This is a genomic window from Pseudomonas sp. GD03875 (assembly GCF_029840585.1).
In the GTDB taxonomy this organism is placed as follows: domain Bacteria; phylum Pseudomonadota; class Gammaproteobacteria; order Pseudomonadales; family Pseudomonadaceae; genus Aquipseudomonas; species Aquipseudomonas paralcaligenes.
Map to the genome: position 1 here is coordinate 207,167 of NZ_JAOCCV010000005.1, position 13,443 is coordinate 220,609.

The window sequence follows — 13,443 nt, forward strand, 5'->3', positions numbered from 1 at the left end:
ATGGGCGATCTTTGCTAGTTGCAGGGTACCGCTCATGAATTGCCCATGGGCGGCCGATAAGCCAGGGACAGGCGAAGAAACCAACGCTGTGGGAGCCCCTATGCGATTCAAGTCCATCCAGTTTTCCGTCGCCTTCCTGGCCGGCGCAAGCATCCTGGCCGTGGTAGTGGCGCTGGTGCTGTACGCCCTGTTCGCCGGAACCCACACCCAGGCGCTGGTCCAGCAGCGCACCCAGGAACTGTTGCAGGAGTCCATCCACCAGCGCCTGCGCGCCATCGCCGATGCCCAGGTTGGCAAGCTGCAGCGCCAATTCGAGCAGCCCATGCTGCTGTCCAAGTCCATCGCCACCCTCAACAGCCGGCTCGGCCAGACCCTGGCCGGCGGCACGGTGCTGGGCACCAGCCGGGAAGAACTGAGCGCGCTGCTTGGCGAGTACCTGAAGGACAACCCCGATCTCGTCGACGTATACATCGGCTGGGAAGCCAATGCCTTCGACCAGGACGACGATCTCTACGCCGGGCAGAAGGAAAACGGCTACGACGCCAGCGGGCGCTTCATGCCCTGGTGGTACCGCGACGGCGGCCAGCTCAAGCTCGAGCCGCTCACCGTCGAGATGATGGAAGACCAGAAGCGCCAGGCCACCGGCGTGCGCACCGGCGAGTACTACCTGTGCCCGAAGGAGACCGGCAAGCCCTGCGTGATCGACCCGGCCTCCTACGACTTCGGCGGCAAGCAGGTGCTGGTCGCCTCGTTCAACGCCCCGATCACGGTCGGCGGCCAGTTCAAGGGCATTGTGGGCAGTGACCTGGCCCTCGACTTCATCCAGGACCTGCTCAACCAGGCCAAGCAGCAGCTCTACGACGGCGCCGGCGAGCTGGCCCTGATCTCCGCCAACGGCAGCCTGATCGCCGCCACCAAGGACGCCGGCCTGATCACCCAGCCCGCCGGCAAGGCGGTGAACGCCGAGCTGCTGCAGCAGTTCAAGCAGAGCGGCGGTGACGCGACCATCCTGCGCGTGGACGAGCAGAACAACCTGATCCAGCTGCTGCAGCCCTTCCGCGTGGCCGGCACCGAGACCCGCTGGGCCCTGGCCATCGAACTGCCCACCGAGGCGGTGCTGGCGGAGTTGCGCCAGCTGCAGGGCGAACTGACGGAGCAGGCCCGCAAGGACACCCTTGGCATGACCGTGGTCGGCCTGCTGATCGCCGCCGCCGGCCTGCTGGTGATCTGGTTCGTCGGCTACGGTATCGCCCGGCCGCTGCGGCAGATGGTCGGCATGCTCGACGACATCGCCAAGGGCGACGGCGACCTCACCGTGCGCCTGCAGGTGGACCGCGCCGATGAGCTGGGACAGATCGCGACCGGCTTCAACACCTTCCTCAACAAGTTGCAGAACATGATCCGCGACGTGGTGACCTCGGTGCAGAAGGTCAGCGACTCGTCGGAATACACCGCCGACATCGCCATCCGCACCAACCAGGGCGTGCAGCGGCAGATGGCGGAGATCGACCAGGTCGCCACCGCCGTGCAGGAGATGAGCGCCACCGCCCAGGACGTGGCCCGCAACGCCACCCAGGCGGCGGAGGCGGCCAACCACGCCGACCACTCGGCCAACGATGGCAAGCGCATCGTCGAGGGCACCTCCAAGGCGATTTCCGCCCTGGCCAACGAGATCGGCCGCGCCGTGGGTGTGGTGCAGACGCTGGCCAAGGACAGCGAGAACATCAATGCGATCCTGGTCGCCATTCGCGGCATCGCCGAGCAGACCAACCTGCTGGCGCTCAACGCGGCCATCGAGGCCGCACGGGCCGGCGAGCAAGGGCGCGGCTTCGCCGTGGTGGCCGACGAGGTGCGCAACCTGGCGCAGAAGACCCAGCAGGCGACCGAGGAAATCCAGTCGATGATCCAGCAGCTGCAGAACGGCACGCGCGAAGTGGTCAACGTGATGGAGCAGAGCCAGGCGCGCACCGACGACAGCGTGCAGCAGGCCCAGGCCGCGGCCCAGGCACTGGAGTCGATCACCCAGGCGGTGTCGGTGATCAACGACATGAACACCCAGATCGCCAGCGCCGCCGAGGAACAGAGCGCGGTGGCCGAGGACATCAACCGCAACGTCACCAATATCGGCCAGGTCGCCGGCGAAGTGGCGGGTGGCGCCGACGAGGCCAGCGGCGCCAGCGCCGAGCTGACCAAGCTGGCCGAGCAGCAGCGGCGGCTGATCAATCAGTTCCGGGTTTGATGCCAGGGACTTATGTGGGAGCGGCCTTGGCCGCGATACCTGGGGGCTGCAGGGATCGCGACCAAGGCCGCTCCCACCAAGCCGATCAGGTCTTGTGCACCCAGCGCTGGCGCAACCACTCCAGGTCTTCCGGACGGGTGATCTTCAGATTATCCGCCCGGCCTTCCACCAGCTTCGGCGCCAGCCCGGCCCACTCCAGGGCCGAGGCCTCGTCGGTCACAACCACGTCGGCCACCAGAGCATCGGCGAGAGCCCGGTGCAGGGCGGCGAGACGAAACATCTGCGGCGTATAGGCCTGCCAGATCAGGCTGCGGTCCACGGTTTCCGCCACGCGCCCGTCGGCGCCGGCACGCTTGAGGGTGTCGCGGGCGGGCACCGCCAGCAGGCCGCCGACCGGGTCGTCGGCCAGCTCCTGCAGCAGCAGGTCGAGATCGCTGCGGCTCAGGTTGGGGCGTGCGGCGTCATGCACCAGCACCCAGTCGTCCGGCTGGGCGCCCAGTTCGATCAGCTGCAGCAGGCCGGCCAGCACCGAGTCGGCCCGCTCGGCGCCGCCCTCAGCACGCTGGATGCGCGGATCGCCGGCGCAGGGCAGTGCCGGCCACCAGGGATCGTCCGCCGCCAGGCTGAGCACCAGCCCGCGCAACCGCGGATGATCGAGGAAACAGTGGAGGGTGTGTTCGAGGATGGTCCGCCCGGCCAGGGCCAGGTACTGCTTGGGACGGTCCGCGCGCATGCGCGAACCGATGCCGGCGGCAGGGATCACCACCCAGAAGGAAGGAAGTTCGCGGGTGCTCATTCGGCCAACTGGTAGAGGGTTTCGCCTTCCTTGACCATGCCGAGTTCGTGGCGGGCGCGCTCCTCGACGGTCTCCATGCCTTTCTTCAGCTCCATCACCTCGGCTTCGAGGATGCGGTTGCGCTCGAGCAGGCGCTCGTTCTCGCCCTGCTGCTCTTCGATCTGCCGGTTCAGTTCGGTCACCTGGGCCAGGCTGCCTTCGCCCACCCAGAGGCGGTACTGCAGCCCGGACAGGACCAGCACCAGGGCAACGAACAGCCAGTAGGGAGCTTTCGACATCGGAACGGAGTTATCCATGTGAAAAGGGCAGCTTGCGCTGCCCTTTTACCATTCCCGGCTTAGCCGCGGAACTCGGCGCGGCCCTTGTAGGGTGCCTTTCCGCCGAGCTGCTCTTCGATACGCAGCAGTTGGTTGTACTTGGACACGCGGTCGGAACGGCACAGGGAACCGGTCTTGATCTGACCGGCGGCAGTGCCTACGGCCAGGTCAGCGATGGTGCTGTCCTCGGTCTCGCCGGAGCGATGCGAGATCACGGCGGTGAAACCGGCGGCCTTGGCCATCTGGATGGCCTCCAGGGTCTCGGTCAGCGAGCCGATCTGGTTGAACTTGATCAGGATCGAGTTGCCGATCTTCTCGTCGATGCCGCGCTTGAGGATCTTGGTATTGGTCACGAACAGGTCGTCACCGACCAGCTGCACCTTGGCGCCGATCTTGTCGGTCAGCACCTTCCAGCCAGCCCAGTCAGACTCGTCCATGCCATCTTCGATGGAGATGATCGGGTAGCGCTGGGTCAGGCCGGCCAGGTAGTCGGCGAAGCCTTCGGCGCTGAATACCTTGCCCTCGCCTTCCAGGTCGTACTGGCCGTCCTTGAAGAATTCGGAGGAAGCACAGTCCAGGGCCAGGGTGATGTCGTCGCCCAGCTTGTAGCCAGCGTTGGCCACGGCCTCGGCGATGGCGGCCAGGGCGTCCTCGTTGGAGGCCAGGTTCGGCGCGAAGCCACCCTCGTCGCCCACGGCGGTGTTCAGGCCACGGGCCTTCAGCACGGCTTTCAGGTGATGGAAGATCTCGGCGCCCATGCGCAGGGCATCGGCGAAGTTCTTGGCGCCAACCGGCTGGACCATGAATTCCTGGATGTCGACGTTGTTGTCGGCGTGCTCGCCGCCATTGATGATGTTCATCATCGGCACAGGCATGGAGTACTGGCCGGGGGTGCCATTCAGGTCGGCGATGTGCGCGTACAGCGGCACGCCCTTGGCCTGAGCGGCGGCCTTGGCGGCAGCCAGGGACACGGCGAGGATCGCGTTGGCGCCCAGTTTGCCTTTGTTCTCGGTGCCGTCGAGGTCGATCATCGCCAGGTCGAGAGCCTTCTGCTCAAGGGCGTCTTTGCCCAGCAGCAGGTCGCGGATCGGCCCATTGATGTTGGCCACGGCCTTGAGCACGCCCTTGCCCAGGTAACGGCTCTTGTCGCCATCACGGAGTTCCAGCGCTTCGCGGGAACCGGTGGAGGCACCGGACGGCGCGCAGGCGCTACCGATGATGCCGCCTTCGAGGATCACATCGGCTTCTACGGTGGGGTTACCACGGGAGTCGAGAACCTCGCGGCCCTTGATGTCGACGATTTTTGCCATCGCGTGTAGCACTCCAAGCTGTTGTCGGGAGGGGATGCCGGTTGCGGCCGACGGGCGCGCACTTTACCGGAGAACGGCCGAGTCAGGCAGTCTCGATCGGCGAAAAACTCTTGACCAGGTCATCCAGCTGCTTGAGCTGGGACAGGAAGGGCTCCAGCTTGTTCAGGCGCAGGGCGCACGGACCATCGCACTTGGCCTGCTCCGGCTCGGGGTGAGCCTCGAGGAACAGCCCCGCCAGGCCCTGGCTCATGCCGGCCTTGGCCAGGTCGGTGACCTGGGCGCGACGACCGCCGGCGGAGTCGGCGCGGCCGCCCGGCATCTGCAGGGCATGGGTCACGTCGAAGAACACCGGGTACTCGAACGACTTCATGATGCCGAAGCCGAGCATGTCCACCACCAGGTTGTTGTAGCCGAAGGAGGAACCGCGCTCGCAGAGGATCAGCTGGTCGTTACCCGCCTCTTCGCACTTGGTCAGGATGTGCTTCATCTCCTGGGGCGCGAGGAATTGGGCCTTCTTGATGTTGATCACCGCGCCGGTCCTGGCCATGGCGACTACCAGGTCGGTCTGCCGGGAGAGAAAGGCCGGCAGCTGGATGATGTCGCACACCTCGGCCACCGGGGCAGCCTGGAACGGCTCGTGGACGTCGGTGATCACCGGCACGCCGAAGGTCTTCTTCACTTCCTCGAAGATCTTCAGCCCCTCTTCCAGACCCGGGCCGCGGAAGGAGGTGACGGAGGAGCGGTTGGCCTTGTCGAAGCTGGCCTTGAACACGTAGGGGATGCCGAGCTTCTCGGTGACCCGCACGTATTCCTCGCAGGCCTGCATGGCCAGGTCGCGCGACTCCAGCACGTTGATGCCACCGAACAGGACGAACGGCTTGTCGTTGGCGATCTCGATGTCGCCGACCTTGATGATCTTCTGGGCCATGGGCTCTTCCTTATGCCTTGCCGGCTTTGTTCAACGCCGCCTTGACGAAACCGCTGAACAGCGGATGGCCGTCGCGCGGGGTGGAGGTGAACTCCGGGTGGAACTGGCAGGCGATGAACCACGGATGGTCCGGGGCTTCGACCACTTCCACCAGGGCGCCGTCGGCGGAGCGACCGGTGATGTTCAGACCGGCCTGCTCCAGTTGCGGCAGCAGGTTGTTGTTCACTTCGTAGCGGTGGCGGTGGCGCTCGACGATCACGTCCTGGCCGTAGCACTCACGCACACGGGAGCCATCGACCAGCTGGCAGTCCTGGCCGCCCAGGCGCATGGTGCCGCCCAGGTCGGAAGCGTCGGTGCGCAGCTCGGTGGCGCCGGTGGCGTCCTGCCACTCGGTGATCAGGCCGACCACCGGGTGACCGCTGTTCTGATCGAACTCGGTGGAGTTGGCATCGCTCCAGCCCAGCACGTTGCGGGCATACTCGATCACCGCCACCTGCATGCCGAGGCAGATGCCCAGGTAGGGAATCTTGTTCTCGCGAGCGTACTGCACGGTCCTGATCTTGCCTTCCACGCCACGCAGGCCGAAGCCGCCAGGCACCAGGATGGCATCGACGCCTTCCAGCTTGGCGATGCCTTCGTTCTCGATCTCCTCGGAGTCGATGTAGCGCAGGTTGACCTTGGTGCGATTCTGGATGCCGGCGTGGTTCATCGCCTCGATCAGCGATTTGTAGGCGTCCAGCAGCTCCATGTACTTGCCGACCATGGCGATGGTGACTTCCTTCTCCGGGTTCAGCTTGGCGTCCACCACGCGGTCCCACTCGGAGAGGTCGGCAGGCTGGCACTGCAGGCCGAAACGCTCGACGACGATGTCGTCCAGGCCCTGGGCGTGCAGGACCGTGGGAATCCTGTAGATGGTGTCGACGTCTTCCAGGGCGATCACCGCACGCTCTTCCACGTTGGTGAACAGGGCGATCTTGCGCCGCGAAGCCAGGTCGATCTCGTGGTCGGAGCGGCAGATCAGTACGTCAGGCTGCACGCCGATGGAGCGCAGCTCCTTGACCGAGTGCTGGGTCGGCTTGGTCTTGGTCTCGCCGGCAGTGGCGATGTACGGCACCAGGGTCAGGTGCATGAACATGGCACGCTTGGCGCCCAGTTCCACGCGCAGCTGGCGCGCGGCTTCGAGGAACGGCTGGGACTCGATGTCGCCCACGGTACCACCGATCTCGACCATGGCCACGTCGGCGTCGCCGGCGCCCTTGATGACGCGGCGCTTGATCTCGTCGGTGATGTGCGGGATCACCTGGATGGTGGCGCCCAGGTAGTCGCCACGGCGCTCCTTGCGCAGCACGTGCTCGTAGACGCGGCCGGTGGTGAAGTTGTTGTTCTGGGTCATGGTGGTGCGGATGAACCGCTCGTAGTGGCCCAGGTCGAGGTCGGTCTCGGCGCCGTCGTGGGTGACGAACACCTCGCCGTGCTGGAACGGGCTCATGGTGCCCGGATCGACGTTGATGTAGGGGTCCAGCTTGAGCATGGTGACCTTCAGGCCACGCGCCTCCAGGATGGCCGCCAAGGAAGCCGAGGCGATGCCTTTCCCCAATGAAGAAACAACACCGCCCGTGACGAAGATGTAGCGCGTCATGAAAAATCCTAGAAGTCTGCGTTCAAGCGGTCAGCGCCGCCGGGGTATGAGCGCAGGCCGGCCTTGGCCAACCTGAATAAAGCATGCCGCTGCGGGTTCCGAGGGAGCCCACAGAAGCAGTAATAAGACGGGAGCGTAGTCTACCCGAAAGGGCCTTTCAGCTCAAATCCGAGCTTAGCCATCTGAACCGCCACTCTCCCGACGAAGGGCCGTCGAGCCCGGGCAGGTTGGCCACAGCCAGCAGCTCGTCGCCACGGTAGAGCAGTGGCAGACGGCTGCGCACAAAGGCCGGCACGCCCCGCTCGTTGAGCAGGCGTTTGAGGTCGCGATGGCCCCGCCCCGGCAGCGCCATGACCTCGCCGCCCTGGCGGTAGCGCAGCCGAAGCGGGCCGGCAGGCGGCGCACCCTCCAGACGTACCAGCCCATTGCCGTCGAGACACAGCGGCTGCGCCGGGTCGAACCCTTCGGCCGGAGCCGGTGGGTTGCGCAGCCAGTCGCCGCAGATCCACCACAACCGCCCGTCGGCACGCCTGAGTTCGCCCCCCTCCAGCCGCCACACCGGCGCGGCGTCCACCGCCGCATCGCGCAGATCGTCCCAGCCGGCCCAGTGGCCGCTGTCCGGCATGCGTGTCAGTGGCAACAGCCAGTGGCGCAGCGCATTGCGCTGGCGCGGCTCGGGCAGCGCCAGCAAAGGTGCCAGTTCCAGCGAAGGCAGTTCGAGCCACGGCAGGCCGCTATCGCAGCGGGCCGCCGCGAGATCCAGCTCGGCCAGTTCCGCCAGCAACTGCTCCGTTTCACGCATGTGCTCGGCGGTGCGAGCCAGATTGGCGCCGGCCTGCGGCCAGTGCCGCGCCAGCGCCGGGAACACCTCGCGCCGCAGGAAATTGCGCGCCAGCCCCGTATCGGCGTTGGACGGGTCTTCCACCCAGCGCAGGCCCTGCTCGCCGGCGTAGGATTCGAGCGCCGCGCGCGGACACTCCAGCAGCGGGCGCACCAGCCAGCCGGCACCGAGACGGCGCGACGGCGGCATACCGCCCATGCCCCTCACCCCGGCGCCGCGCAGCAGTCGAAACAGCAGAGTCTCGGCCTGATCGTCGCGATGCTGCCCGGTCAACAGGACCTCGCCCTCCCCCAGCCGGCGCTCGAAGGCCGCATAGCGGGCCATGCGCGCGGCGCGCTCCAGACTGGCGCCGCCCTCCACCCGTACCCGCTCCACCCACAACGGTACGCCCAGGCCATCGCAGAAAGACTGGCAGTGCGCCGGCCAGCCATCGGCAACCGCCTGCAGGCCATGGTGGACATGCACGGCGAACAGCGGCGGCAGCGCTTCCCGCTCACGCAGACGCACCAACAGGTGCAGCAGCACGGTCGAGTCCAGGCCGCCGGACAGGGCGACATGCCAGGCCGGTGCATCGCGCCAGGGACGGAGAGAATAGAGAAGGAGGGATTCGAGCGCGGTCATGCCGCCAGCTTAAACAACAACGGGCCCAAAGGCCCGTCGTGCGATGCGCATGGCCCGATCAAGCCACGCCGTAGCTCATCAGGCGCTCGTAGCGGCGCTCCAGCAGCTGGGCGTCGTCCAGGGTGCGCAGCATGTCGAGCTGCTCGACCAGCTCGGCGCGGATCGACTGGGCCGCGGTGGCCGGATCGCGATGGGCACCGCCCAGCGGCTCGGCGATCACCTTGTCGACGATGCCCAGGCCCTTCAGGCGCTCGGCGGTGATGCCCATGGCCTCGGCGGCGTCGGGCGCCTTCTCGGCGGTCTTCCACAGGATCGAGGCGCAGCCTTCCGGCGAGATCACCGAGTAGGTGGAGTACTGCAGCATGTTCAGCTGGTCGCATACGCCGATGGCCAGGGCGCCGCCGGAGCCGCCTTCGCCGATCACGGTGGCGATGATCGGCGTCTTCAGCCGTGCCATCACGCGCAGGTTCCAGGCGATGGCCTCGCTCTGGTTGCGCTCCTCGGCGTCGATGCCCGGGTAGGCGCCGGGGGTGTCGATGAAGGTCAGGATCGGCAGCTTGAAGCGCTCGGCCATCTCCATCAGGCGGCAGGCCTTGCGATAGCCCTCGGGACGCGGCATGCCGAAGTTGCGCCGCACCTTCTCGCGCACCTCGCGGCCCTTCTGGTGGCCGATGATCATCACCGGCTGGCCATCCAGGCGGGCGGTGCCGCCGACGATGGCGGCGTCATCGGAGAAGTGGCGGTCGCCATGCAGCTCGTCGAACTCGGTGAAGAGGTGCTCGATGTAGTCGAGGGTGTAGGGCCGGCGGGGATGGCGCGACAGCTGGGAAATCTGCCAGCTGCTGAGGTTGCCGAAGATGGTCTCGGTCAGCGCACTGCTCTTTTCCTGCAGGCGGGAGATCTCGTCATTGATATTCAGCGCGTTGTCGTTGCCGACCAGGCGCAGTTCTTCGATCTTGGCTTGCAGGTCGGCGATCGGCTGTTCGAAGTCGAGGAAGTTCGGGTTCATAGGCGTCCGTCTTGCATCGGCGGCCGAAAGGCCGGGCGGCTGATTCCATCTGGCGCCCTACCTTAAGGGATAAGGCACCCAGGGTCGAGGCCGATGCGGCAGACCTGCGGACTGCCGCTCAGCGGTATTGGAGGAAGACGTTGTCTTTTCCGAACTGGTCACGCAGGGCCTGGATCAGGTTATCCGCCGGGTCGATGTGCCATTGCTCGCCGAACTGCAGCACCGCACGGGCCTCGCTGCCGCTGTAGTCCAGGGTCAACGGGCAAGCGCCCTTGTGCTTGCCGAACAGCTCGCCCAGCCAGCGCAGGCGGTCGCCCTGCAGCGCTTCGCGTGGTGCACGGATGCGCAGGCTCTCGGCCAGACCGGTGCGCGCCTCCTCCAGGCTCATCACCCGCTTGGCGCGCAGGCGCAGGCCGCCGGAGAACTCGTCGTTGCTCACCTCGCCCTCGACCACCACCAGGGCGTCGGTCTGCAGCAGCGCCTGGGCGCTGGCGAAGGCGTCGGCGAACAGCGAAGCCTCGATCCGCCCGGAGCGGTCGTCCAGGGTGATGAAGCCCATCTTGTCGCCCTTCTTGTTCTTCATCACCCGCAGGTTGACGATCAGGCCGGCAATGGTCTGGGTATCGCGGGCGGGGCGCAGCTCGACGATGCGCTGGCGGGCGAAGCGGCGCACTTCGCCCTCGTATTCGTCGATCGGGTGACCGGTCAGGTACAGACCGAGAGTGTCCTTCTCGCCCTTCAGGCGTTCCTTGATCGACAGCTCGCGCGCCTTGCGGTGGTTGGCGTACATATCCGCCTCGGGCTCGGCGAACACCCCGCCGAACAGGTCCATATGGCCGCTGTCGTGGCTGCGGGCGGTCTGCTCGGCCGCCTGCACGGCTTCCTCCATGGAGGCCAGCAGCACGGCGCGGTTCTTGTCCACGCTGGCCTGGTAGGCCTTCAGCTCGTCCTGGTAGTAGGGGCCGAGGCGATCCAGCGCGCCGGAGCGGATCAACGCCTCCAGGGTGCGCTTGTTGATGCGTTTGAGGTCGACCCGGTTGCAGAAGTCGAACAGATCCTTGAACGGCCCGCCCTCGGCGCGGCACTCGACGATGGCCTCGACCGGTCCCTCGCCCACGCCCTTGACCGCGCCCAGGCCATAGACGATGCGCCCGTCGTCGTTGACGGTGAACTTGAACTCGGAGGTGTTCACGTCCGGCGCATCGATGCGCAGTTTCATGTGGCGGCATTCCTCGATGAGGATCACCACCTTGTCGGTGTTGTGCATATCCGCCGACAGCACCGCGGCCATGAACGGCGCCGGATAGTGCGCCTTGAGCCAGGCGGTCTGGTAGGAGACCAGGCCGTAGGCGGCGGAGTGGGACTTGTTGAAGCCGTAGCCGGCGAACTTTTCCACCAGGTCGAAGATGTTGCCGGCCAGGTCGGCGTCGATGCCGTTGTTGGCGCAGCCCTCGATGAAACCGCCGCGCTGCTTGGCCATCTCCTCGGGCTTCTTCTTGCCCATGGCGCGACGCAGCATGTCCGCGCCGCCCAGGGTGTAGCCGGCCATGACCTGGGCGATCTGCATCACCTGCTCCTGGTACAGGATGATGCCGTAGGTGGGCTTCAGCACCGGCTCCAGGCCAGGGTACTGATAGTCCGGGTGCGGGTAGGAAATCACCTCGCGACCGTGCTTGCGGTTGATGAAGTCGTCCACCATGCCCGACTGCAGCGGGCCAGGGCGGAACAGCGCCACCAGTGCGATCATGTCTTCCAGGCAGTCCGGCTTGAGCTTCTTGATCAGCTCCTTCATGCCGCGTGATTCGAGCTGGAAGACCGCGGTGGTCTCCGCCTTCTGCAGCATCGCGTAGGTCGGCTTGTCGTCCAGCGGAATGAAGTCGATATTGAGGTCCGGCAGGCCCTTCTTGGCCTGCTCGCGGTTGATCGTCTCCATCGCCCACTTGATGATGGTCAGGGTGCGCAGACCGAGGAAGTCGAACTTCACCAGACCGGCCTGCTCGACGTCGTCCTTGTCGAACTGGGTCACCAGGCCATCGCCCGCCTCGTCGCAGGAAGTCGGCGCGAAGTCGGTGAGCTTGGTCGGCGCGATCACCACGCCGCCGGCGTGCTTGCCGGTGCCGCGCACAATGCCCTCCAGTTTGAGGGCCATGTCCCAGATTTCCTGGGCCTCCTCGTCGTTCTTGAGGAAGTCGCGCAGCACCTCTTCCTGGGCGTAGGCCGCCTCCAGGGTCATGCCGACCTCGAAGGGGATCATCTTCGACAGGCGGTCGGCCAGGCCGTAGGACTTGCCCTGCACCCGCGCCACGTCGCGCACCACCGCCTTGGCCGCCATGGAACCGAAGGTGATGATCTGGCTCACCGCGTTGCGGCCGTATTTGTCCGCCACGTAGTCGATCACCCGGTCGCGGCCGTCCATGCAGAAGTCGACGTCGAAGTCGGGCATGGAAATCCGTTCGGGGTTGAGGAAACGCTCGAACAGCAAGTCATAGGCCAGCGGATCGAGATCGGTAATCTTCAGCACGTAGGCCACCAGCGAACCGGCACCCGATCCCCGGCCGGGACCGACCGGCACGCCGTTGCCCTTCGCCCACTGGATGAAGTCCATCACGATGAGGAAGTAACCGGGGAAGCCCATCTGGATGATGATGTCCAGCTCGAAGTTGAGGCGGTCGATGTAGACCTGTTTCTTCGCTTCGTAGTCGGGGGTGTCCCTGGGCAGCAGGACCTCCAGGCGCTCTTCCAGGCCCTCGAACGAGGCGTGGCGCAGGTAGTCGTCGATGCCCATGCCGTTGGGGGTGGGGAAGTCGGGAAGGAAGTACTTGCCCAGCTGCACCTCAATATTGCAGCGCTTGGCGATTTCCAGCGTGTTTTCCAGCGCCTCGGGCAGGTCGGAGAACAGCTCGGCCATTTCCTCCGGGCTCTTGAGGTACTGCTCCTCGGAGTAGTTGCGCGGGCGGCGCGGGTCGTCCAGGGTGCGGCTCTCGCCGATGCACACGCGGGTCTCGTGGGCCTCGAAATCTTCCTGCTTGAGGAAGCGCACATCGTTGGTCGCCACCAGCGGCACACCGGTGCGCGAGGCCAGGTCGACGGCCGCGTGCAGGTGCTCCTCGTCGTTGACCCGGTTGGTGCGCTGCACCTCCAGGTAGAACCGGTCCGGGAACACCGCCATCCATTCGCCGAGCAGCTCCTCGGCACGCTTCTGCTCACCGGCCAGCAGGGCCATGCCGACTTCGCCCTCGCGGGCGCCGGACAGCGCTATCAGCCCCTCAGCCGCCTCCTTGACCCAGTCGCGCTGGATGATCACCAGGCCGTTGTCCTGACCCTCGGCCCAGCCACGGGAGATCAGCTCGGTGAGGTTGCGATAGCCCTGGGCGTTCATCACCAGCAGGGTCAGGCGCGACAGCGGGCCGTCCTCGTCCGGGCTGGCCAGCCAGATGTCGGCGCCGCAGATGGGCTTGACGCCCGCGCCCATGGCGGTCTTGTAGAACTTCACCAGCGAGCACATGTTGCTCATGTCGGTGACGGCTACGGCCGGCATGCCGGCACCGGCCACTGCCTTGACCAGGGGTTTGACCCGCACCAGGCCATCGACCAGGGAGAACTCGGTGTGCAGGCGCAGATGGACGAAGGTGGCGGTCATGGCAATCCCGTTGGTGACACAGAAACGATAGGGCCCGGATTGTACCGGGCCCTACCCGAAACGACAGCCACATAAAGGGAATCGGACCGGATTCTCTGCTCAG

General features: G+C 66.1%; 9 protein-coding genes. 1 reads left to right on the plus strand and 8 read right to left on the minus strand.

Annotated features, from left to right (window positions below):
- The first annotated feature begins 100 nt into the window (after positions 1 to 100).
- Positions 101 to 2,239 (plus strand): methyl-accepting chemotaxis protein, encoded by a 2,139-nt coding sequence (locus N5D30_RS06500; protein WP_279908242.1) that lies wholly within the window; start codon positions 101 to 103, stop codon positions 2,237 to 2,239.
- An 85-nt stretch (positions 2,240 to 2,324) separates the two neighbouring features.
- Here N5D30_RS06500 and ispD read toward each other — a convergent pair whose 3' ends face one another.
- The 8 genes from ispD to dnaE all read right to left on the minus strand — a co-directional run bounded on the left by ispD (position 2,325) and on the right by dnaE (position 13,340).
- On the minus strand, positions 2,325 to 3,035 hold the full coding sequence (ispD, locus tag N5D30_RS06505) for a 2-C-methyl-D-erythritol 4-phosphate cytidylyltransferase (RefSeq protein ID WP_279908243.1): 711 nt from the start codon (positions 3,033 to 3,035) through the stop codon (positions 2,325 to 2,327).
- The gene (gene ftsB / locus N5D30_RS06510; protein ID WP_220815943.1) at positions 3,032 to 3,313 is read right to left on the minus strand and encodes a cell division protein FtsB; all 282 of its coding nucleotides are present in this window, start codon (positions 3,311 to 3,313) and stop codon (positions 3,032 to 3,034) included. The genes ispD and ftsB overlap by 4 nt, the downstream gene beginning before the upstream one ends.
- A 59-nt stretch (positions 3,314 to 3,372) precedes the next feature.
- Positions 3,373 to 4,662, minus strand: a complete 1,290-nt coding sequence (gene eno, locus N5D30_RS06515) for a phosphopyruvate hydratase (protein ID WP_279908244.1) — start codon at positions 4,660 to 4,662, stop codon at positions 3,373 to 3,375.
- Positions 4,663 to 4,744: 82 nt separating this feature from the next.
- Positions 4,745 to 5,590, minus strand: a complete 846-nt coding sequence (gene kdsA / locus N5D30_RS06520) for a 3-deoxy-8-phosphooctulonate synthase (protein ID WP_220815941.1) — start codon at positions 5,588 to 5,590, stop codon at positions 4,745 to 4,747.
- A 10-nt stretch (positions 5,591 to 5,600) separates the two neighbouring features.
- Complete coding sequence (locus tag N5D30_RS06525) at positions 5,601 to 7,229, minus strand: CTP synthase (RefSeq protein ID WP_279908245.1); 1,629 nt, start codon at positions 7,227 to 7,229, stop codon at positions 5,601 to 5,603.
- A 157-nt stretch (positions 7,230 to 7,386) separates the two neighbouring features.
- Positions 7,387 to 8,691: a tRNA lysidine(34) synthetase TilS gene (tilS, locus tag N5D30_RS06530; protein WP_279908246.1), complete on the minus strand. Its 1,305-nt coding sequence runs from the start codon at positions 8,689 to 8,691 to the stop codon at positions 7,387 to 7,389.
- Positions 8,692 to 8,749: 58 nt separating this feature from the next.
- The gene (locus N5D30_RS06535) at positions 8,750 to 9,700 is read right to left on the minus strand and encodes an acetyl-CoA carboxylase carboxyltransferase subunit alpha (RefSeq protein ID WP_220815938.1); all 951 of its coding nucleotides are present in this window, start codon (positions 9,698 to 9,700) and stop codon (positions 8,750 to 8,752) included.
- A 118-nt stretch (positions 9,701 to 9,818) separates the two neighbouring features.
- Positions 9,819 to 13,340: a DNA polymerase III subunit alpha gene (dnaE, locus tag N5D30_RS06540; protein WP_279908247.1), complete on the minus strand. Its 3,522-nt coding sequence runs from the start codon at positions 13,338 to 13,340 to the stop codon at positions 9,819 to 9,821.
- Positions 13,341 to 13,443: the final 103 nt, after the last annotated feature.